Source organism: Candidatus Blochmannia vicinus, from assembly GCA_030020825.1.
Taxonomy (GTDB): Bacteria; Pseudomonadota; Gammaproteobacteria; order Enterobacterales; family Enterobacteriaceae; genus Blochmanniella; species Blochmanniella vicinus_A.
The window spans coordinates 419,162-442,861 of sequence record CP125213.1 but is presented as its reverse complement, the minus strand read 5'-3'; the positions used below and the strand labels follow the sequence as shown (position 1 = coordinate 442,861).

At 27.3% G+C, this 23,700-nt stretch carries 19 protein-coding genes, 1 tRNA gene and 1 pseudogene; 12 read left to right on the top strand and 9 right to left on the bottom strand.

What is annotated here, in order from left to right:
- Positions 1-150 precede the first annotated feature (150 nt).
- The 3 genes from ssb (at position 151) to gltP (ending at position 4,647) form a co-directional block, all read left to right on the top strand.
- Positions 151-636, top strand: coding sequence for a single-stranded DNA-binding protein (ssb, locus tag QMA81_01915; GenBank protein WHL25054.1), 486 nt, complete (start codon positions 151-153; stop codon positions 634-636).
- Positions 637-1,144: 508 nt separating this feature from the next.
- Positions 1,145-2,788: a Na+/H+ antiporter gene (locus QMA81_01910; GenBank protein WHL25053.1), complete on the top strand. Its 1,644-nt coding sequence runs from the start codon at positions 1,145-1,147 to the stop codon at positions 2,786-2,788.
- Positions 2,789-3,363: 575 nt separating this feature from the next.
- On the top strand, positions 3,364-4,647 hold the full coding sequence (gene gltP / locus QMA81_01905; GenBank protein ID WHL25052.1) for a glutamate/aspartate:proton symporter GltP: 1,284 nt from the start codon (positions 3,364-3,366) through the stop codon (positions 4,645-4,647).
- A gap of 275 nt (positions 4,648-4,922) precedes the next feature.
- On the opposite strand, the gene QMA81_01900 is transcribed toward gltP, so the two are convergent.
- The 5 genes from QMA81_01900 to QMA81_01880 form a co-directional block, all read right to left on the bottom strand.
- A complete protein-coding gene (locus QMA81_01900; GenBank protein ID WHL25308.1) occupies positions 4,923-5,327 on the bottom strand; it encodes a Rid family detoxifying hydrolase in 405 nt (134 codons plus the stop codon).
- Between the two features lie 142 nt (positions 5,328-5,469).
- Positions 5,470-6,492, bottom strand: coding sequence for an ornithine carbamoyltransferase (gene argF / locus QMA81_01895; GenBank protein WHL25051.1), 1,023 nt, complete (start codon positions 6,490-6,492; stop codon positions 5,470-5,472).
- A 275-nt stretch (positions 6,493-6,767) separates the two neighbouring features.
- Positions 6,768-9,656, bottom strand: a complete 2,889-nt coding sequence (locus QMA81_01890; protein WHL25050.1) for a valine--tRNA ligase — start codon at positions 9,654-9,656, stop codon at positions 6,768-6,770.
- Positions 9,653-10,105 (bottom strand): DNA polymerase III subunit chi, encoded by a 453-nt coding sequence (locus QMA81_01885; GenBank protein WHL25049.1) that lies wholly within the window; start codon positions 10,103-10,105, stop codon positions 9,653-9,655. Before QMA81_01885 ends, QMA81_01890 begins: the two co-directional genes overlap by 4 nt.
- A 42-nt stretch (positions 10,106-10,147) precedes the next feature.
- Positions 10,148-11,662, bottom strand: coding sequence for a leucyl aminopeptidase (locus QMA81_01880; GenBank protein WHL25048.1), 1,515 nt, complete (start codon positions 11,660-11,662; stop codon positions 10,148-10,150).
- Positions 11,663-11,900: 238 nt separating this feature from the next.
- Here QMA81_01880 and lptF point away from each other — a divergent pair, with 238 nt between their 5' ends.
- The 3 genes and pseudogenes from lptF to QMA81_01865 all read left to right on the top strand — a co-directional run bounded on the left by lptF (position 11,901) and on the right by QMA81_01865 (position 14,100).
- Complete coding sequence (lptF, locus tag QMA81_01875; protein WHL25047.1) at positions 11,901-13,010, top strand: LPS export ABC transporter permease LptF; 1,110 nt, start codon at positions 11,901-11,903, stop codon at positions 13,008-13,010.
- Between the two features lie 17 nt (positions 13,011-13,027).
- Entirely contained in the window at positions 13,028-13,582 is a 555-nt protein-coding gene (locus QMA81_01870) for an LptF/LptG family permease (GenBank protein WHL25046.1), read from the top strand.
- Positions 13,583-13,635: 53 nt separating this feature from the next.
- A pseudogene (locus QMA81_01865) lies at positions 13,636-14,100 on the top strand (LptF/LptG family permease).
- Between the two features lie 36 nt (positions 14,101-14,136).
- On the opposite strand, the gene QMA81_01860 reads toward QMA81_01865, so the two are convergent.
- Complete coding sequence (locus tag QMA81_01860) at positions 14,137-15,036, bottom strand: LysR family transcriptional regulator (protein WHL25045.1); 900 nt, start codon at positions 15,034-15,036, stop codon at positions 14,137-14,139.
- A gap of 394 nt (positions 15,037-15,430) precedes the next feature.
- Between QMA81_01860 and QMA81_01855 the strand changes: the two genes are divergently transcribed.
- From QMA81_01855 to QMA81_01840, 4 genes are all read left to right on the top strand, one after another.
- Positions 15,431-15,513: transfer RNA gene (locus tag QMA81_01855), tRNA-Leu, on the top strand.
- Between the two features lie 365 nt (positions 15,514-15,878).
- Positions 15,879-16,019: a hypothetical protein gene (locus QMA81_01850; GenBank protein ID WHL25044.1), complete on the top strand. Its 141-nt coding sequence runs from the start codon at positions 15,879-15,881 to the stop codon at positions 16,017-16,019.
- Positions 16,020-16,036: 17 nt separating this feature from the next.
- Positions 16,037-16,687, top strand: a complete 651-nt coding sequence (locus tag QMA81_01845) for an ABC transporter ATP-binding protein (GenBank protein WHL25043.1) — start codon at positions 16,037-16,039, stop codon at positions 16,685-16,687.
- 78 nt (positions 16,688-16,765) lie between these two features.
- Positions 16,766-17,626 carry a metal ABC transporter permease gene (locus QMA81_01840; protein WHL25042.1) on the top strand — a complete coding sequence of 287 codons (861 nt, stop codon included), beginning with the start codon at positions 16,766-16,768 and terminating at the stop codon, positions 17,624-17,626.
- A gap of 928 nt (positions 17,627-18,554) precedes the next feature.
- Here QMA81_01840 and lptB read toward each other — a convergent pair.
- Genes lptB through lptC form a run of 3 tightly spaced genes read right to left on the bottom strand, consistent with a single transcriptional unit; the run spans position 18,555 to position 20,418 of the window.
- Positions 18,555-19,280 carry an LPS export ABC transporter ATP-binding protein gene (lptB, locus tag QMA81_01835; GenBank protein WHL25041.1) on the bottom strand — a complete coding sequence of 242 codons (726 nt, stop codon included), beginning with the start codon at positions 19,278-19,280 and terminating at the stop codon, positions 18,555-18,557.
- Positions 19,281-19,313: 33 nt separating this feature from the next.
- Entirely contained in the window at positions 19,314-19,838 is a 525-nt protein-coding gene (lptA, locus tag QMA81_01830) for a lipopolysaccharide transport periplasmic protein LptA (GenBank protein WHL25040.1), read from the bottom strand.
- Positions 19,816-20,418, bottom strand: a complete 603-nt coding sequence (gene lptC / locus QMA81_01825; GenBank protein ID WHL25039.1) for an LPS export ABC transporter periplasmic protein LptC — start codon at positions 20,416-20,418, stop codon at positions 19,816-19,818. Before lptC ends, lptA begins: the two co-directional genes overlap by 23 nt.
- Before the next feature lie 1,622 nt (positions 20,419-22,040).
- Between lptC and QMA81_01820 the strand changes: the two genes are divergently transcribed.
- Positions 22,041-22,295, top strand: a complete 255-nt coding sequence (locus QMA81_01820) for a BolA/IbaG family iron-sulfur metabolism protein (protein ID WHL25038.1) — start codon at positions 22,041-22,043, stop codon at positions 22,293-22,295.
- Between the two features lie 54 nt (positions 22,296-22,349).
- A complete protein-coding gene (murA, locus tag QMA81_01815) occupies positions 22,350-23,609 on the top strand; it encodes a UDP-N-acetylglucosamine 1-carboxyvinyltransferase (protein ID WHL25307.1) in 1,260 nt (419 codons plus the stop codon).
- Positions 23,610-23,700 lie beyond the last annotated feature (91 nt).

Genomic DNA, 23,700 nt, shown 5'->3' with positions numbered 1-23,700 from the left:
ATAAATATTTTATGCACATATTAGTTAATAATATCAATTTTATGGTTGAGTAACTATATTAATTGATTAAATCATATATTATATAATTAATTATCCGATAAGATATTTAATTTTTTAAATCATATTAAAATTACCATATGATAAAATAATATGGTAATTATTGGAGGAACTGTGGCTAATAGAGGGATTAATAAAGTTATTTTGATTGGTTACCTAGGTCAAGATCCAGAAACTCGTTATATGTCTAATGGTAATATAGTGACTAATATTTCTGTAGCTACTACTGAATCTTGGAAAGATAAACAAACTAATGAATTTAAAGAAAGAACTGAGTGGCATCGTGTGGTATTATTTGGAAAATTAGCAGAGATTGCGTCAGAATATCTTCATAAAGGTTCTCAAGTATATGTCGAAGGGTCATTAAAAACTAGAAAATGGCAAAACCAAAATGGACAAGATCGATATATTACCGAAATTGTCGTTAATATTGGAGGCACAATGCAAATGCTAGGTCATCGTCATGTAGAAGAGAGTGTATCGTTGGATGATCAGGATCAAATAAATAATGATAGTGAAACTTCATCTAAGGATGAGGGATCTAATATTAACTTCGATGAAGCAGATATTCCTTTTTAGAAAAAATTTAAATATAAATTAAGATTTATTTTCATCATCATTTCTATAATAGATGATGTGTATGTATTTAATTTTTTAATTATCATTGAATTAAATCTATAAATTTGTAGACACAATATATATGGATTAGGTTGTGTTTATTTTGATGTATTCATCATAATTTCACATCTTTGTTATATCATTTAAATTGTAAAAATTAGTATTATATATATTCTTAATTCAAGTTAATTAACTTGGCGTATGTTAAGCATTTTTCAGTATTATAAAAGCTATTGAAGCAATGTATATTTAAATAACAAAGCATTAAAGTTTATCTTTGTTGGTAGGACAGATATAGAATATGTCATTGTTAATAAATGGCATATAATTAAAGTTGATTATATATTATTACCTATTTTATAAATTGTAAGTTTGTCATGTCCATATAGAATATGAAATAAATGTAAAAGATAATCTAATGTCTATAGGTATAATATTTATTTTTGTGGATACAGTTGAGATTTAAAGCATGGAGATTTTTTTTACAATTCTTATTCTTACTTTAGTTGTCTCCATTTCAGGGGTAATAACACGGGTTTTGCCATTTCAAATGCCATTGCCTTTAATGCAAATTGTGTTAGGTGCTTTATTAGCTTGGCCTAAATTTGGATTACACGTAGATTTTAATCCCGAGTTATTTTTATTGCTTTTTATTCCTCCATTATTATTTTCAGACGGTTGGAAAACTCCCATGCGTGAATTTTTACGGCATGGGGGAGAAATTGTTCTATTAGCATTAATATTGGTTATCATTACTGTAGTTGGTATTGGATATTTAATTCATTGGATGATACCAGAAATGCCCTTGGTAGCAGCATTGGCGTTGGCGGCAGTGTTATCTCCAACTGATGCAGTAGCACTGTCAGGTATTGTAGGAGAGGGACGTATTCCCAAAAAACTTATGGATATTCTTCAAGGAGAAGCTTTGATGAATGATGCATCAGGTTTAGTTTCCCTAAAATTTGCTATTTCAGTAGCTATGGGCACTATGGTTTTTAGTGTGAGCGGGGCTTCTATAGAATTCATCAAAGTATCTATGGGTGGTTTATTAGCAGGCATGACTATTACTTGGGGATATAGCAAATCATTAAGATTTATTACTCGTTGGAGTGGTGGTGATCCTGCTACTCAAACGATCTTGCTTTTATTATTACCTTTTGCTGTATATTTGGTTGCTGAGCATATTGGAGTATCTGGAATATTATCGTCAGTTGCTTCTGGAATGACTATTGGTCAATCTGGAATTATTCGAAATGCACCGTTAGCTATGCGTTTACGAGGAAATAGTGTTTGGACAATGTTAGAGTTTGTGTTTAATGGCATGGTGTTTATTATGCTTGGATTACAATTACCAGATATTTTATCAACTTCTATTTCACAAGCAGCAATGGATCCAACTATTAGAACATGGATGTTATTTTTATACGTAATTTTTATTTATGCTGCATTAATGATGCTTAGATTTGGGTGGTTATGGTTAATGAAACATATAAGTTTATGTTACATGACTAAACGTCCAATGGTATTTAGTGAATATAATATACGAGAAATTTTAATTGCTTCTTTTGCTGGAGTGCGGGGTGCTATTACATTGGCAGGGGTACTTTCGATACCACTATTCTTAAGGGATGGTTCAGTATTTCCGCTTCGTTATCAATTGGTTTTTATTGCTACTGGCGTTATTTTGCTTTCTTTGTTATGTGGTGTAATTGTTTTGCCGTGGTTATTACGGGGAATTATAGTATCTGATAAATTATTACAACGAAAAGAAGAACGTATGGCACGGGTGGTAGCAGCAGAAGTGGCTATTGAAAGTTTATATAAATTGGAAGAGCGGTTAATACACAGTCAAGAAGAAAATATTGACAGCCAAATGATTAATGAAGTAAGTGCGCGTGTTATAGGTAATTTACGTCGTCGTATAGATGGCAACAATGATGCGCATGCTATGTTAACTGAAGACTTAGAGAGGAGAATGAGATTAAATGCATTACGTGCTGAACGAGGAGAATATTATCATTTACGCGCACAACAAAAAATTAGCAACGAAACATTAACGAAATTATTACGCGATTTAGATTTTTTAGAAGCTTTATTAGCGGAACATGAATAATATTGGGTTGTTATAAATTTTTACATTATACATACACAATACATTATGGGCGAATGTACGGTATAAATTTAAATGCAAATAAATCTAATCTCAATGATATTTAATTATGTAGTTGTTGACTTAATAAGCAATAGATAATATCATTCCTTATAGGTTGGTTCATAATTGTTAATTATTTTTTGTTTTTTTATGAAACTATAAAGTGTTAGTGTTTGTAATTGTATTGTAGTATGTGGTTATTTATATCAAAAAATAGTTAATATTTAATTTTAGGTGTTAAATTTATATAATTACTCAATGCACATAAAGAGATGTTGCGTTGAGTTTTATTTTTTAATAGCAATGTGTTTAAATAAATAATTTATGTATGTGTGTTGTTTTGAGTGAAGATGATTTAGCAGTTTTACTATATAAAATAATTTATAAGTTTTATTAAAAAAAGTTTTGGTTATATTTATGTTTTAATAAGTATTTTTAAATAATTGTTATATAAATTAATTTAGTGTGATTGTTTACGAATTGATTGGATGAATAACAACGAAATAACTCATTTTAATTAAGGGGTAACTATGATGATGAAAAAATTTAAAATTACCCTTGCTTGGAAAATTTTTTTTGCTTTAAACTTGGGTATTATTTTAGGAATCGCATTACATAATCAAATAGAATTGAAAGATTGGATGATCACTACATTCTTATCTCCAGCTGGAGAAATTTTTATCCGAATGATAAAAATGATTGTAGTTCCTATTGTAATGGCAACATTAGTAGTTGGAATAGCTGGTATTGGAGATGCTAGAAAACTTGGAAGTATTGGATTGAAAACCATCATTTATTTTGAGGTTATTACAACAGTTGCTATAGTACTTGGTGTAGCTTTGGCTAATTTACTTCATCCTGGTTATGGAATTGATATGTCTGTATTGTCCAAAACAGATATTTCTATGTATGAGCAAACCACATCTGAGATACAGTCGAATTTAGTAAATACTATGTTATCGTTAATTCCTTCGAATATTATTTATTCTATGGCTAAAGGAGATATGTTGCCAGTTATTTTTTTCTCGGTAATTTTCGGACTTGGATTAGCTACATTGCCAGATAAAACTAAGAATCCATTGTTGGATATTTTTAATTCTATAGCGGATACTATGTTTGAAGTAACTCATATAGTTATGCGTTATGCTCCTATTGGGGTTTTTGCTTTGATTTCAGTTACGGTTGCAACTTTTGGCTTTAGTTCTTTGTTACCGCTTACTAAACTTGTATTGTTAGTTTATGCTGCTATTGTTTTTTTTGCATTAGTAGTATTAGGTATAGTAGCGCGTATATGTAATCTCAGAATTTGGAAATTAATTTGTATTTTAAAAGAAGAGCTTATCCTATCTTTTTCTACTGCTAGCTCAGAAACTGTGTTACCACGTATTATAGAAAAAATGGAAGCTTATGGAGCACCATCAACTATTACTGGATTTGTAATACCTACCGGTTATTCCTTTAATTTAGATGGATCAACTTTATATCAAAGTATTGCTGCTATTTTTATTGCACAACTTTATGGTATTGAATTATCTTTAAGTCAGGAAATTATTTTAGTATTAACTTTAATGATCACTTCTAAAGGTATTGCTGGTGTTCCTGGGGTGTCTTTTGTAGTATTATTAGCTACGCTAGGTAGCGTAGGTATTCCGTTAGAAGGATTAGCGTTTATAGCAGGAGTGGATCGAGTGTTAGATATGGGTCGTACAGCACTTAATGTGATAGGTAACGCTTTAGCAGTTTTGGTAATTGCAAAATGGGAAAATCAGTATGATACAGAACAGGCACGTTTATATGAATCAGAGATGTTACATAAATAATATATACTATTTATTATATGGTAACTTATAGATAGATATTTTCTATAAAAATGATGTGTTTTTGTTTTGTGTAGTGTTTTTAAAAGATGCCAGCCATAGAGTGTGTGGGGTTGTCGTAATCTTTTGTATATTTAACTTGATAAGTAAAGTAAATACATGAAAGATATAGAGATATATGTGATTAAAAGCAAAAATTTATGTAATAAATGAATGAATGATGGTATTTCATTTATTTGTTTATTTTATGCGTGATTTTTTATACGGATGTAATTAATTTATAAAAAATCACGCATCGCGATGGCTTCAATTTCTATTTTGGCATCTTTTGGTAACTTAGAAACTTCTACACAGGAGCGTGTCGGCAAAATTATGTTTTCAGAAAAAGAGTATGTGTTAAAAAACTTTTTATAACTAGTATTTATTATATGTAAATCGTTTATATCAATGATAAATAATGTGGTTTTAACAATATTATTTATTTTTAGTTCAGTGGTTTCTATAACATTTTTAATATTTAGTAAGGATTGATAGGTTTGATCGTAAATGTTATTAGGCATAGTATTTGTGTCCGGACATATGGGAATTTGGCCGGACACAAATACTATGCTGCCAATCCCTATAGCTTGTGTATAGGGACCGAGGGGGGCAGGAGCATTTTTTTTGGTATTAATCGTCATCATATGTGTTTTCATCGTGCATGAATTTATCCTAATATCGTAGCTTGTAGTGAAATAAAAAGTAAAATATTAAATTTAAAACTTATCTATACTAAAGTAGTATAATTTTTATCATTTATATCATAAATTATTGTAATGGATTAGATCAAAAAAAACAAGAATCATCAGGAAGTAACGTTGCCAAAATTAGAGCCTTGACTGCATGTAAACGATTTTCAGCTTGATCAAATACTATACTATATGAAGATTCAAATATATCATTTGTTACTTCTAGTCCATTTCTTAAGTTATATTTTTTTGCTATTTTTTTACCAATAGTGGTTTCTGCATCATGTAATGCCGGTAAGCAGTGTAAAAATTTTATATTTGGATTGTTGGTATTTTGAATCATACGATGGTTTACTTGATATGGAGATAGTAAAGAAATACGTTTTTCCCACATTTTTTCATTTTCTCCCATAGATACCCACACATCGGTATATAAAAAATCTACATCTTTTATCCCATTAGAAATATCTTCAGTAAGCATAATGTTTCCATTATTACGTTGTGCAAGATTTTGGCAATTTTGAAATAATTCTTGTGTGGGCCAAAATATCTTGGGTGATACTAATCTTAAATTAAAACCCATTATTGCTGCAGCTTCTAATAAAGAATTTCCGATATTGTTTTTTGCATCTCCTACATAAGCTAACTTCATTTGACGAAATGTTTTATGTGGTAATTGTTCTTGCATGGTCATAAGATCAGCAAGTAATTGTGTCGGGTGAAATTTCATGGTTAGGCCATTCCATACTGGGACCCCAGAATATTGTGCAAGAGTGGTAACTATATCTTGGCTATAACCACGGTATTGAATTCCATGGTACATTCGTCCTAAAATCTTAGCAGTATCTTTAATGGATTCTTTGTGTCCAATTTGGCTAATATTTGGAGTTAGACAAGTTACGCGTGCGCCTTGATCAAATGCTGCTACTTCAAAGGCACATCTTGTTCTAGTTGAGTGATTTTCAAAGATGAGTACAATATTCTTTCTGTTTAATTTTTGGATTTCAGTTTGTGTATTTTTTTGATGTTTTAAATGACTTGATAATCGCAGTAAGACTTTAATTTCATCTGCGGTAAAGTCCATTAGCCGTAAAAAAGACCGTTGATATAATTGATTCATGTGATATTTACCTAGAATATTGATTCTATATAAAGTGATTGTTTATACGTAAGTAAAAAATAATATACAATCTAAAAAAATAAACTTTTTGTTTTAATAAAAAATCTTTGAAATATTTGTAAATTAGTTTTAATTAAAATAAAGTATGAAGGTTATTTATAACTAATCAAAATAATGAAAATAAATTTACGGTTTAGTTTTTAGATTTAACATACGGATAAAGAAACTTTATTTTTAAGTTATTTTTTTGGTATAAATTTTGTTGTATAAAGTAACTATAGTTTCGTTATTGTAGCATGTTGATTGAGTAATTTATGTTTAGTTTGTATATAATAATTTAATAATTCTTGTTTATTTTTTATGATAGATGTTGGTGCATGATTTATAAAATCATTATTACTTATCAGTTTTTGTATTATTTCAATTTTGTGATTTATTGATTCTAATTCTTTATTTATTCGATTTATTTTAATTTCTTTATTGAATTCTTTTGGTGTGCGTATCAATAATTCTGTTGAATCTAAAGATATAGTAATAGATTGTGGATATATTTCATGTTTTGAGATGAAATTGATACTTTTTAAGTGAGCAATATTGCATAAAATATTGTAATTATTTAAAATTCGTGTTTTAGCTTCTGGTGAGGTATGTTTAAATACTACTTGTAGGGGTGTATTATAAGTAATATTCATATTTGTGCGCGTATTACGTATTTCTGTGATAGTGTGTTTTATCCATTCAAAATCTATTATTGATTTATTATCAATTATGGATGCATTATATTTTGGAAATGGTTGTAACATAATAGTTTTGCCGTTATTTCCAGTAATTACTTTAACTTCTTGCCAAATTTTTTCTGTAATAAAAGGAATAATTGGATGCGCTAAGCGTAATACTGATTCCAGTAATGTAATTAATGTATAACGCGTGCCTCGTAGTTCCAGTGCGTTTCCGTGATAAAGTGTTGATTTAGTTAATTCTATATACCAATCACAAAATTGATGCCAAATAAATTCGTGTAAAATATTTGCTATTTTATCGAAACGATAAATTTTTAAATTTTTATGGAAATTCTGTACTGTTTGATTAAATTTTGTAATGATCCAACGATCTGCTAAGGAAAATAATTTTTCTGTAGTGGAGGATATACTGCAATCTTTATTTTTAGTGTTTTTTAGAACAAAGCGACTAGCATGCCATAACTTATTACAAAAATTACGATAACCTGTTAGCCGTTTCATATCCCAGTGTATATCTCGTCCAGACGACGCTAGCGCTACTAAAGTAAATCTTAAAGCATCAGTTCCATGGGATTGAATCCCATTAGGAAATTGTTTTTTAGTACATTTTATAATTTGATCGGCCAATTGTGGTTGCATCATATCTTTTGTACGTTTTTTTAATAAATTCTCTATAGAAATTCCATCTATTATATCTATTGGATCAATGATATTACCTTTAGATTTAGACATTTTTTGACCAATCTCGTCACGTATAAGACCAGTAATGTATGCGGTTTTAAATGGAATTTGAGATACTCCATTATTATCTTTTATGAGGTGCATAGTTAACATAATCATTCGTGCAATCCAAAAAAATATGATGTCAAATCCACTTATTACGATATTAGTAGGATGAAAAACACTTAATAAATTAGTATCTCTAGGCCAACCTAAACTAGAAAATGTCCACAGACTTGAAGAAAACCATGTATCTAATACATCGTTATCCTTACGTAATATTATATCATGATCTAATTTATTTTTTATTCTGATATCTTTTTCACAATGTCCTACATATATTTTATTATTAGCATCATCATACCAAGCAGGGATTCTATGCCCCCACCATATTTGCCGAGAAATACACCAATCTTGTATATTATTCATCCAACTAAAATACATATTTTTATATTGTTTTGGAACAAAATTAATGATATCCAATTTTACCGCATTTACCGCTTGTTGAGCTAAAATTTTGGCTCGTATGTACCATTGATTAGTTAACATAGGTTCAATTATAGTTCCAGTACGGTCGCTATATGGAATTGTTGAATTATAGGGTTTTATGTCATGTAATAAGTTGAGTTTGGTGCATTCAGAAATTATTTTTTTTCGTGCATGATAACTGTTAAGGTTATGAAATATTTGAGGGATACTATAGTATAATTGATCGTTAGGTTGCCCATAACTATCAAATATTTCTGGGTGTTTAAGAATTGTCCCATTAAGTGAAAAAATGTTTATCATGGGCAATTTATGTCGTTTTCCTATTATATAATCATTAAAATCATGAGCAGGGGTTATTTTAACACAACCGGTTCCTTTAAACATATCCACACGTTCATCAAAAATGATAGGAATACGTGTGTTAGTTATTGGTGTGATTACGTATTTTCCAACTAAATTTTTATAACGAGAATCTTCTGGATGTATTGCGACAGCAGCATCACCTAATATGGTTTCTGGACGTGTTGTTGCAACAATTAAATGATGTGGATCGATAGTAGAATGATCTGTAACAATAGTGGAATTATCTAATTTATAGTATAAGTACCACATGGATCCTTTTATTGGTTTATTTATAACTTCCAGATCAGAAATTGCGCTTTGTAATGTGCAATCCCAATTTACTAGTCTTTTTCCTCTATAAATTAAATTATCTTGATATAAACGAATAAAAGCTTCTTTTACCGCATAAGACATTTCTGTATCCATAGTGAAACAATCTCGTTTCCAATGTACAGAGTTTCCTAATCGTTTCATTTGGTAAGTAATAGATTTTTCAGATTGTTTCTTCCATGTCCAAATTTTTTTTATTAAATCATCGCGTGTATAGTTGTTTCTAGTTTTACCTGTATCATTATAAATTTTATTTTCTACCAGAATTTGTGTAGCAATACCAGCATGATCTGTACCCGTTTGCCATAAAGTATTTTTCCCATTCATTCTGTGGTAACGTACTAAAACGTCCATAATAGTTTGTTGAAATGCGTGACCAAGATGTAATTGCCCTGTAATATTAGGAGGAGGCATCATAATACAATAACTTTTATGAGATGTGTCTCCATGGGGATCAAAGCAATCTCCTTGTTCCCAAAATTTATAAATTGGTTCTTCTATATTTTTAGGATTATATGTTTTTTCCACGATATGTTTACTCATGAAATTGGGGTGTTAATAACATTTAATTCAAATCCATTTTTTTTGTAAGATTGGTATCTATGTCTTGCCCATTTTTTTAAAACGTCAGTTACGGGTACAAAATCTATTATTTCATTAAAATTAAAAAAGAAATTCATATTTTGTTTCATAAGATTAATTAATAAATCTCTTGGATTATTGTCATAACAACATTGATTCCAGTATATAATTATTGGAGTATTATGAACAGTTTTTCCAAATAAATTATGTGGTAAGAATGTATTTGGATCAAATGTCCACAATATTTCATCTATTTTTGTAGCTTGATGTTCATTTTCACAAGTTATTAAGATATTTTTTCCAGATCTCCATTGTGTACTTATTAAATTACAAACAAGTTTTTCTATATAACTATGTTCAGTTTTTTGCTTAAATTTTTGAGGTATCAAATAAAAAGTGCCATGCTTCATATATCATTAATTTCTTATTAAGTTTTATAATTAGGATGTTTTTTATTTATTTTTATATGGGAATGATTTATTAATCAAATATTGCGACAAAAGCGCTACGGGGCGTCCCGTAGCGCTTTTGTCATGATAATTAGATATCCATGCTGTTCCAGCAATATCTAAATGTGCCCAACGATATTTATGTGCAAATTTTTGAAGAAAACAAGCAGCTGTGATAGCTCCACCAGATTTACCTCCAACATTTGTCATATCTGCACATGTAGATTTTAATTGTTTTTGGAATGCATCGTGTAGTGGTAATCTCCAGATATAATCTTTAGATTGTGTTGCGGCTAAAATTAAATCATTGGTTAAATCTTCATTATTAGACATTAAACCGCTAAAATGATTCCCTAATGCAACAACACAAGCTCCAGTTAATGTGGCTATATCGATTACAACATCAGGTTTATATCGCTCTGCGTATGTCAATGCATCACATAACACTAAACGACCTTCAGCATCGGTATTGAGTACTTCTACTGTTTGTCCTGATAAAGTAGTTAAAATATCTCCTGGTCGAAAAGCAGTATGACTTACCATATTTTCACTAATTGCAAGTATTCCGATAATATTTAGTGGTAAATTAAGTTTTGCAGCTATACACATAACTGCATATATTGCAGCAGCTCCGCACATATCATATTTCATTTCATCCATTTTATTTGATTCTTTAATAGAAATACCACCAGAATCAAAAGTTAATCCTTTTCCTATAAACACAATAGGAGGAACATCAGATCCTTCAGGATGTCCTGTATATTTAATTATAGGCATTTTAGGGGTATAATTAGATCCTAGCCCTACTGCTAAATAAGCATTCATACCTAATTTTTTCATTTCTGAAGCATCAATTATATTTATTGTGATATTATTATAATTGGTTAATTTATTAACTTGATCGATGAGATAATCAGGAGTACAAAAATTAGGAGGCATATTTCCTAAATCTTTAGCTATTTTTATTCCATGAACGATTGTTAATCCATCTTTAATAGATTGTTTACAACATGTAAGTTCATTTGAATCGGGTATATGTAAAATTATTTCTTTCAGTGATTGATGCAATTTACTCTTATTGTTTTTAAATCTGTTAAATACATACAATTCTTCTTCAACAATTTCTATTGTTTGTCTTATTTTCCAGTAGTTGTCATATCCTTTGATGTTTAATTCGCTTAAAAAAAATAGTATTTTAATTATGGGTATTTCTTTACATAAGAGTATTATTTTACGAATTAATTTTCTATAACAATATTCATCAAAATTATCTTTCTTACCGCAACCAATTAATAAAATTTGTCTATTATATAATTGAGGAATATCATATAATAAGAGTGTTTGTTCCATTTTTCCTTGAAATGCTCCACGATGCAATAATGATCTGATATATCCCCTACTTATGGTATCAATTTTTTTTGTTGCAGGAAATAAATGTGATTCTTCAAATATACCAGTAATTATGCAACTATCAGGATATAATTCTAGATGATTATCAGTGACCCTAAATTTTATCATAAATTTTCCTATATAAGTATGCTAAATAACATGTTGAAATAAATTAATCACAATATGCGTAATTATATATTATATGTAACAATGAGGTATATTGTTTATATGATCTGAATTTATATTTTTCATTAATAAATTTCGTTTGCGTTATGAATAAATTAAGTATGAATTGTTTTGATATTGTAATGTCATTATTGTTACGATACTGATTTTTGATATAAAAACAAGTTTTTTAGGCAAATCAATGATATTTACGAAATATATATTAAAAGAAATATTTAGAAATCAATTAATTATTTTAATATTATTATTTTTAGTTTGTTTTTGTCAAAAATTGATAAAAATGTTAGGATTAGTAATAGATGGTAATATTTCAATATATTTAGTTTTTCTGTGTCTTGGTTTGTATGTACCAGAGGCAGGAAAATTACTTATTCCTTTTAGTGTATTTTTAAGCGTACTAGTAACTTTTTATCGCTTACAAATTCATAATGAAATTATAGCTATGTATTCTTGTGCTGTAGATAAATATATTTTCATAAGGAGTATATTTCTATTTAGTGGAATTGTTGCAACGTTTGCTATGATCAATGTAGGATGGTTATCTCCTTATTGTTCGAGTTATCAAAATAAATTATTGCATGAAATTAAAGAAAACATTAATTTATCTGTTTTGTCAGAAAAGAAATTTCAACCATTATCTGATAAATATTTAACTTTATTTGCAGATAGTATTCAGGGAAAAAAATTAAAACATGTTTTTTTAGTGAAAATGAATCAAGATAAAGATAACGGTATGTTTACAATTGTTACGTCAGAAAAAGGTAATGTTGATCAAAATCCTGATGGTTCCAGATTAATCATTTTAGAGAAAGGTACGTATTACGAAATTTATAATAAATGTGGATTATATAAAAATATATTTATAACTGATTTTGCTAAGTACAAAATGTCGATCAATAATACGTTTAAAACATTGTTAAAAAAAAATAAGCCTATTGATCATATGCCTATACATCAATTGTGGTTTTCTATTGCGCCAGAAGCGCGTGTGGAGTTGCATTGGCGTTTAACTTTGTTAATGTCTATTTTTATTATGCCAATGATTACAACGTTATTAACTATCACTATTTCATATAACTATTTATCTAATTTTTTATTAACAATTTTTTTATATACTATTTTTTTTGTTTTGCATACTTTATTACGTTCTCATATTATTTTAGAAAAAACAAATCCTATTGCATGGATGTGGGTTATAAATAGCATTTATTTATTAATAGTTTTATTACTTAATGCATGGGATACTTCTTGCATGAAAAAATTAGCTTTGAGAGTACTTCATCGTAATTAAATAACAATATAGTTCATATGTACAATATTTTGAATCATTATATTAGAAAAGTAATTATATCGAGCACAATAGTGGTGTTTTTAGTGTTGATATCTTTATCTAGTATAATTAGATTAGTTGATGAGTTACGTAAAATAGAAGAAGGAAACTATTCTATTTCTGAAATTGTTATTTATATTATTTTAAGTTTACCAAAAGATTTTGAATTATTTTTTCCTATAGCTACTTTATTGGGTGGTCTTTTAGGTTTAAGTGTACTTGAAGTTCATAATGAATTTATAGCAATGCAAGTGTCTGGATTTAGTAGATTGCAAATTGCTTTGTCAGTTATAAAAGCTTCTGTTCCTGTGCTACTATGTAGTATGATTTCTAACGAATGGGTAGTTCCTAATAGTGAAAAAATAATACATACATATCGTGATAAATCACAATATGATACTTATTTATTATCTATGAAGTTTAAAAATTTGTGGTTTATAGATAATAATGATTTTGTTTGTGTTGAACGTGTAGTTTCATGTAGCGAGTTATTAGGGGTAAAATTGTATAATTTTGATGAAAAAAAAAATTAAAAAAGATATATTTAATTAATCGAGCGGTATTTATTAATAAAGTGTGGCATTTAATTGATGTAAACGAATTGAATGTTTCTAGTGAAATGCGTATTTTTAATAAAAAAATACCACATTCCGAATGGAATACTGCGTTAACTCCATATAAATTATCGATGATGATTACTCATCCAAATGTTTTATCTATTTCTAAATTATATCATAGTGTTAAATATTTTAATAAAGTTGGTCAAAGTTCTAAGTATTATCAGATGATTTTTTGGAATAAAATATTATCTCCTATATCTGGATCAGCTATGACCATAATGGCATTAGCATGTACTTTTGGTCCGTTGTATAAAAAAAAGATAGGATTTAGATTATTTATAGGAAGTATAGTGGGATTTTTATTTTATATTTTAAATCAAATATTTGGAATATTAGGTACAATGTACAGTATTTATCCAATAGTTGGATCGATATTGCCTAGTATAATATTTTTGATAATTAGCACAGTTATCATATGGATATATTCGTAAATATATTAAATTAAAAATTTTTAAAAATTTTCATATTTATTTTATTTTAGTTAAAAACATAGTTTTGGTAATTTCTCGTAACCATTTATGAGCAGGAGAATGATTATGTTTAGAATGCCATGCTTGAATGATGTTTCTTTTTCCTAAATTAAAATCAGCATAGAAATATGTTACTGGTATGCTTAATTTTTGTGTAATTGTTAATACAAATTCTGGGATTATAGCCAATGCGTCCGAATGAATGATAGCATTTACAGTGGTAATGTATTCAGGAGTGATGCCAATTAGATTTCGTTCTGACCAAAAATATTTGTTATGTTCGTCAGAGTCGGTTAAGTATTCATTTTTAGTTTTAATAAATTGATATTTTAATAGATTATCTATATTTTTATTTTTTGGTAGAATGGGATGGTGATTCCGGCAGATTAAACAACACTTAGATACATAAATAGTTCTAATAGTTATTTCGGGATTAAGAGAACGCATTTCTCCTATGTATAAGTCTATGGTGTGATTGCGCAAAAAATCGTCATCATAATCTGAATCATTTATTAAATTAATAAATATGTTAGGAGCGTTGTTTTGAATCTCTTGGAATAAGATAGTATTAAGAACAAAAAAAATAGCATGATTTGATGCAACAGTAAATGATAGAGTAGTACTCTTAGGTTCAAATGCTATATTACTATTGAATACTGATTCAATACGATTTACTAATTCTTTAACATTTTCTTTTAGAGAAATTGCTTTAGGTGTCGGAATCAATTTAGTTCCACTACGAACTAAAATTTGATCATTAAATAGAACACGTATTTTATTTAGGGATTTACTAATAGCTGGAGCAGTGACATTTAGTTTTTTTGCTGCTAAGTTTACGCTATTATCTTCTAGTAACGCATTGAGAACTATCAATAAATTAAAATCAAAATTGTTCATATAATAAAATTTCATATAATATTTGTTTACTAGGTATTATAATGTATAAATATACAAGAGTAAAATATATTAATGTAATCAATTATAATATTCTTTTCAGTAATAAGTGTATTAGAGATAAATATGATATTTATATTTTACATAAAACAATAGCCATAGGTGATAGTCATAGTTGAGAGAAATAAAGATGTATGATATATTTATTTCTACGATGGTATTAAAAATTAATATTTAATTAATATAAAAATATGATTTTTTGATTTTGATAATTAAATTTAGAGAATATGAATAAATCAAATTTTTATGTGTTAAGATTATGTTTTATGAAATATACATAAATTTTTATTATTAAATTGTAATTTAAAAAATTATTTTTAAGTATATTTGTTTATTTGCCGAAGTGGCGAAATAGGTAGACGCAATTGACTCAAAATCAATCACTTTCACAGTGTGCCGGTTCGATTCCGGCCTTCGGCAGTGTTTATATGAGGTAATTACAACAGAAAAACGTAAAAATATCTACAATATTTTGAATTTTTTACTTTGAGATATAGAAGTATTACGTTAGAGAGAACGAAAAATATATTTTTTCATGTTTAATGGATGTAATTTATTTTTACAATTAAAGCATGATTGCATGTTATAGTTATAATTAGAGGATTTTGAGTTGATGTTCTAATAAATATTAGACTTATAATACAAAAGTATTGTAAAGTTTTATTAAAAGACTAGGAGGGTAGATAAGTGGGTTTATGATTGGAATTGGTTAAAATTAAATTAGGGGGATTTTTTTATTAATAAATGTTATGTTATAACATAACCTTAATTATCAAGAGAATTGCATGTCATCATTTTGTTCTAAACAACGTTTGTCTATTGGCATGAAATTGTTTATTGCTTCAGGATTAGTTCGTATGCTCATAGCATTAGTGATATTAATATGTTTGTGGGCTGCTATTCTTTGGTCTTCTTTGTTACCATAATAATATAATGTACCCTCATGATGACATTATATAATGTAATAGCAGGTTACTATGGTCGTAATGTTAGTCCATCCGTGAGCGGTCGTATTAAGTATGGCAGTATGATTGCTATTGTGGGACCCAACGGAATAGGAAAATCTACTTTGTTAAAAACATTAGCCGGATTATTACCTCCAATATCTGGTACATTAGCATTTGGAAAAAGAGGTAAACCTCGTATAAGTTATTTACCTCAGGATAAAACCATAGACTATCATTTTCCATTAACTGTCTTTGATGTAGTATCTATGGGTTGTTGGCCTAGAATAAATTTGTTAAAAAGACTGAATCGACGTCAAAAAATTGTAATTTGGCGTTCTTTAGAGCAAGTAAAATTATTGGATTTATTAAATCAATATATAGAAAACTTATCAGGCGGACAGGTTCAACGTATGTTATTTGCTAGAATATTAACGCAACAAGCATCATTAATTTTGCTTGATGAACCGTTTCAAGGTGTTGATAAAAATACTTGTAAAATAATGATACGTTCTGTAAATCTGCTTTGTAGGAGAGGTTGTACTGTGATTGCTGCGTTGCATAATGACGAATTAGTAACTGAATATTTTCCTAATATATTATCATTAACTCATTCTTGTAGTATTTGGAATCCTTCTGTGCAAATATGATAGTTTAATCTTGTGTGATTTCATATTATTTTATATGTGAAATTATTGATATATATTATATTTATTTTGGTAAAAAATATGACTATTTATATGTTATTTGATCCTTTTATTAATTGTGGTTATATGCGTAGGGCTATAGTTGCTTGTGGTGTATTGTCTATTAGTATGACGCCAATTGGTAATTTCTTAATGTTGAAGCGTATGAGTTTAGTGGGAGATGTATTGTCTCATGCTATATTACCGGGAGTAGCTATAGGATATTTTTTTTCAGGTATGTCATTTATTATAATGAGTATAGGAGGATTTTTTTCTGGTTTATTTGTTGCAATATTGTCTAATTGGATTAGTGAAAAAACATTGTTGCAAAAAGATGCGAGTTTTTCTGGATTTTATCTTGGATCTTTAGCGCTTGGAGTGATATTAATGTCATTGCATGGTCCTAATGTAGATTTATTAGACTTATTATTTGGATCTGTTTTATCTGTAAATTTATTGAATTTAGAATGTATTGGAATAATTGGAACAATAACTCTGCTTACTGTTGCGTTACTTTATAGAGCTTTAATTATTGAAACGTTCGATCCAGATTTTTTGAGAGAAAATGGTATTAAGGCATCTAAATTTATTCAAATAGTTTTTTTATCAATAGTTATGTTAAATTTAATAGCAAGTTTTCAAGTAACTGGTACTTTAATGTCTGTTGGGTTGATGATGTTACCTGGGTTATCAGCTCGGTATTGGGTTAAGAGTTTAATAAATATGCTTTTGTTATCGGTACTAATTGCTTTGCTATGTTCATGGATAGGATTACTTGGAGCATTTTATATGGTTTTTCCAGCAGGTCCTGCTATAGTGCTGTGTGGTAGTATGGTATTTCTAATTTCGGTATTTTTCGGAAGAAATAAAGGCATTTTATTTTATATGTACCATAAAAAATGAAATTTTTAGATTATTTATTTAATTAATCATTTATTGTACTAGTAAAAATTAAGTGTGTTTGTTTAAAAATATGATTTTTGTTAAGTATGAATATATAATGATCGGATATTTATATATAAGTAATTTTAATTTTTATATGAATTTTATTTAGAAATTTTGTCTGTATCTACTTGTCTATTGACATATTAAGTTTTTAATAATCTTCATAAATTTTTAGTGATGGTTTTAATATTACTGATAAAATTACATATATATAATTTTATTCAAATTAGATATTTTTGATTATAAGTAAAACTAATATACAATTATTTTGATAATCATTATTATTGTTTTTTAGCAAATAAGAATATGATAGTGTAGGATTGATGATATATATATCAACTAAATTAATATACTTTTAATATTTATAATTATACCAATAATAGTATATTTCAATTAAGTTGATACAATGAAAATGAGGAGATTAAAAAATTTTATTTTTTTAAAAGAGGATATAGAATAGCAGTTAAAAATTAGTTGTTTCTAAATAAAAATAAAGTAATTTGAAATAGTAAAGATAAATGCTTTGTGTTTTTAGGAATAAAGTATATATATTTTTACTTATGTTCACAAATGTGAGTGTTTTTTATATGATGCAATATGCCTATAAATAAGCATATTAAAACTGACGTTTATAATTACCTATTACCGTAAGTTTTTTAAAATAATTCTCGTTACTTAATAAGATTTTGTGTTTTATATAAATGGTATATAAAATACGTGCAGTTTCATAATTAAATTATATTCATAAACTAATATTTAGTTTGATTTAAATTATTTATTCCGTTAACATAGATTAGTTTCTATAAATATTGATATACGCAATTGTTAGAAATGGTTAAAATTTTTAATTTTCATTATTATGTATCAATTATGGTTTATAGTATGATTACAATTTAATCATGTTCCCTAAATATACTTGTTGTACATTTTTATTGTTCAATATCTCATTGGGAGATCCATGGGCAATTAATTTTCCTTGATTAATGATATATGCTCGTTTACATATACGTAATGTTTCTATTACATTATGATCAGTTATTAACACTCCAAGTCTGCGGGATTGAAGTTGTTTAATAGTTTTTTGTATATCTGTTATTGCAATTGGATCAACTCCAGAAAAAGGTTCATCAAGTAATATAAATTTAGGATTAGCAGCTAATGCTCGAGCAATTTCTACGCGTTTTCGTTCTCCTCCAGATAATGTTTGCCCAATATTGTTACGTAGATGACTGATATGGAAGTTATTCATTAATTCTATAATAAGTTTATTACGTTTTGTTGTATTAAGATTACGCTGGGTTTGTAATATAGCCATTAAATTGTCAAATACAGTTAATCGACGAAAAATTGAGCTTTCTTGAGGCAAATAACCTATTCCTAATCGAGCTCTGAGATAGATTGGGAGTAGGCTAATATCTTTTTTGCCGATTAAAATGTTACCAGCATTATGTTGAACAATTCCTAATATCATATAAAATGTTGTAGTTTTTCCTGAGCCATTTGGGCCTAATAGCCCGACTATTTCTCCGGAAGAAATATATAAACTTATATCATTAACTACATGTCGTCCTTTGTATATTTTGGATAAATTTCTTATAGTAAGTGTTGTCATTCTACTAAATTAGAATTAATTATATAGTGTATATTAAATATATTTTTTAAATTGATTTGCTAATAAAGTTGTTACAACTTTATTTCCTTGATTAGAAATAGCTTTCATTTGTTTTTTTTTAATTGAGTATATGATTTTATCACTTTTTATAGAATTTCCAGATTGTTCTATATAAACATTACCAATAAAAGTAATAGTATCATCATAAGTACTGTAATGTATCATTAATGATTGAGCAAATATTGTGTTCTCTGTGTCTTCTTGTATTTGATTTAAAATGGCAGGTTTTCCATGTGCTTCTATTACAGATAAATGATGTATATCTTGTGTATGAGAGATGAGTATTTTATCTGCATGAAGATTGATATTTTTATATTTAAGAGTAACTTGATCTGTAAAAATTATTGTATTAGTTAGTATATTAATTGATTGGCATTTAGAATAAATTTTAATTATTTGTGTTTGTTTATGTGTTGTTGCATGAGAGCAAGTAAACAGAAAAAATATGTTAATATAAATAAGTATTGTCCTGTTTTTACCGCATATATTGAATATCATAATAAGCTTGTGTACCATCAATTAATTTGATTGCTTGTGTATGTAGATTGGCATGCATTTTCATTCCGACAGAATGAAAATAATGACCATGTATAATTACTTTTTTATCTGCAATAATATCTTGAGTTATTAAATTAATTATTGCTTGGTTTGTTTCAATGGATTGAAAATATGCATTATCTACTAAACTATTCATGTAAACGTAGCCGTATAAATGTAATGTCTTTTCATGATTTAATCTAGCTTGATTTGCTGTAATTTTCCATATTGGAGTATTTTTTTCATTAAAAGCAATAACGTCAGGACGTATAAACCAGGTAATTTTTTGATCTGAAAAATGTTGAATACAATGTGCTGTTAATTTAAATTTAAGTTGTCCTGTTGTATGATATATGTTAATCACTACATCGTTACCTTGATGAGTATATGTTTCTTCATTAACTAATGAATTTAGAGGTGTATTAAAGATGATTAATAATTTTTGTGCAATAATAGATAAAAAGATTATTATTAATATTGATGAAATTAAAATAAATATATATTTTTTATTTTTGTTTAATAATTTAGATATATAAAACATTATGCTATCTCTTATTTCATGGCTATGATTTAATGTTTATTTGTGTTTTAAATAATAAAAAATATTATCAGGAGACGATTTAAATTAAAGATTATTGTTATCATTGTTAATTTTTAATGTTATTTTGGTGTGGAAGACTACGTGTAAAGTGATTTATGTTATAAAATGGTATAATTAAAACAGTTATAGTTATCTATTACTACATTTTGTGTGGTAATAGATATGACAATTTTTTCATTAACTTAAGGTGACATATAATGGAATTAGCTTCAATATATTAATTTGTAGTTTAGTTATTAATTTTGAAATTTATGTTATTACTACATAGTAGTATATGTTCAATTTAAGTGTTATGTATTTCTGATAAATTGAGCGTTCTAAATTTTAATTTGTAATAATATTTTGTCATTAAGTTGTATTGTATTAAGTAATATAAGTGACACACATTATGTGTAATTAAATATTTATATATGTAATTCTTAAGTTTATTTTTTATTGGAAGTATACGTTCTACGTGTAAGATAAATAATTTTTATTATTAAGTAATAAAATTTTAATTTGTATAAAATATATTATCGATGATTTTTATAAAATTAAAAATAATTATAATACTTAATGAAATAATGAATGTATTTTTTATGGAATTATTAATTAAGTATAATTTTTTATATATTTTTAGATATATAAACTATTAAAATATTTAATATATATAAGTGTATGAGTATGGAATATGATCTCTATATAAGATTTGATTACTATATGATTATTTAAGATTATTAACTCCACTTGGTAGTAGATATAGTCAATGGTGTATTGATTGATATAATTTAAAGTGTTCTTCTAACAAAGATTTATAAAAAATATTACTTTTATAATGTTAATATTAGTTCTTGATTATAAATATATAAATATGAAACTTATTAGAACATGGTTGGAGCATTATAAGTTAATAATATCTGGATGAGTGAAATGATTAGTTTATAAGTACAATTTTAGTTTTATATTGTTTAATATTTTATAGATTTTATAACTGATCAAGTTTTTATTTTTATGGATAGGTTAATGACTATTATAATCAATTACTATTGATTTAATGTATTAAATCATAACACTTAATTTAATGATATAAAAATAACATTTTTAAGGAAAGTATGATGTAAACAAGTATATGTAATAAAAGTTTTTACAAAATAATTTTTTGTTTTTTATTTTTAAAAATCAACTTAGATTTGATATACTTTCATACTTAGATAATTTAACCTTATTAGGATCAATTTAATGATAATAAATGTAGCATATAAGAATTTTAGATAATAAAAGATATTGTTATGTATACAATCTATTCTATAGATACAAAAATTTTTATAGATGTATGATGTGATATCTAAATTTATATTTTATTCTTAAAATATTCTTATTGAAAGATAAAGGTAGTAATGATTACTATCATATAGTAACTGAAAATAAAACTAAATAATTAGTTATTTAAGATTAAAATTAAATATAAATTTCAGGATATATTAATTGAAAAGTAACAGCTTAAAACAATTTTTTAGTAGAATAAAATAGAGATAATTGTCTGTTCTACTGTTAATCATATTTTTTAAATGGTTTTAAAGCTTATGAATGAGAACGAAGTTAAAGATATTTTAGTAAAAAATCTGTTATTAGATAAAGTGTATGTTTCTTTTTATGAAAAGAATTGTCAAATTATCGCTATAGGCCATATATTTTATGATATGAGTGAATTAGAACGGCATAAAATAGTATATGCTCCTATTATGCAACATATATTAAATAATGAAATTCATTCTGTATCTATTCAAGCATTCAATCCTGAAGAATGGAATAAAAAGCGTATATTATATAATATATGACGCAGATTTTTAATTACTATGGTATTAGTATGTAATTGATATTAAATTATGATAATGGATAGATTTTATATTTATGGTCCGACTCCTTTAAACGGTGAAGTGAAGATATCAGGAGCTAAAAATTCTGCATTGCCAATTTTATTTGCCACGTTATTAACTGAAGAACCAGTAGAAATTTTTAATGTTCCTAAATTGAAAGATATTGATATTACTATAAAACTACTAAAAACTCTGGGAGCAAAAGTGGAACATTGTGATGTAGTTTTTGCAGATACTAGCAGTGTTAATACATGTTGCGCTCCTTATGATTTAGTTAAATCTATGCGTGCTTCTATTTGGGCATTAGGACCATTAGTGGCTCGGTTTGGAGAAGGAAAAATTTGGTTACCTGGTGGATGTTCAATTGGTAAAAGGTTAGTAGATTTACATGTTAATGGGTTGAAGAAATTGGGAGCAACAATTATTTTAGAGAAGGAATATGTTATAGCTTCGGTGAATGGACGATTACATGGTGCTCATATTATAATGGATAAAGTTAGTGTTGGGGCTACGGTCACTATTATGAGTGCTGCTGCATTAGCAGAAGGAACTACTATAATTGACAACGCTGCACGTGAACCAGAAGTTGTTGATACCGCCAATTTTCTTATTATGCTAGGAACGAATATTAATGGAGCTGGGAGTAATAGAATTACTATCGAAGGAGTTCGAAAATTAGGTGGTGGAAAGTATTGTATTATACCAGATCGTATTGAAACCGGAACTTTTTTGGTTGCTGCCGCTGTTTCACGTGCGAATGTAGTTTGTTTAGGATCACGTCCAGATACTTTACGTTTTGTCTTAAAAAAATTACGTGAATCTGGAGCTGAGATCAAAACTGGTAAAGATTGGATTAGTTTAAATATGAATGGGAAACGACCAAAAGCTATCACTATATGTACTAAACCATATCCAGGATTTCCTACCGATATGCAAGCGCAATTTACTTTGTTAAATGTAGTCTCTGAAGGTACGAGTAAAATTATAGAAACTATATTTGAAAATAGGTTTATGCATGTGCCAGAACTTATTCGTATGGGGGCTCGTGTTAAAATATTAAATAATATGATTATTTGCCATGGAGTTGATTCATTAATTGGGACACAAGTCATGGCGACAGATTTGCGAGCATCTGCAAGTTTAGTGTTAGCTGGCTGTATTGCTGAAGGGTTAACGATAGTTGATTGCGTATATCATATTGATCGAGGGTATGATCGTATTGAAAAAAAATTAAGAAACATGGGAGCTCGTATTGAACGAGTTACCAATAAATAACTTATATCAACAGATGTATAATGATTTTTATTTAAATGGTTTTGTGATTTTTATATAAAGGTGTTTTATTTTAAATAAATAATATTGTAAG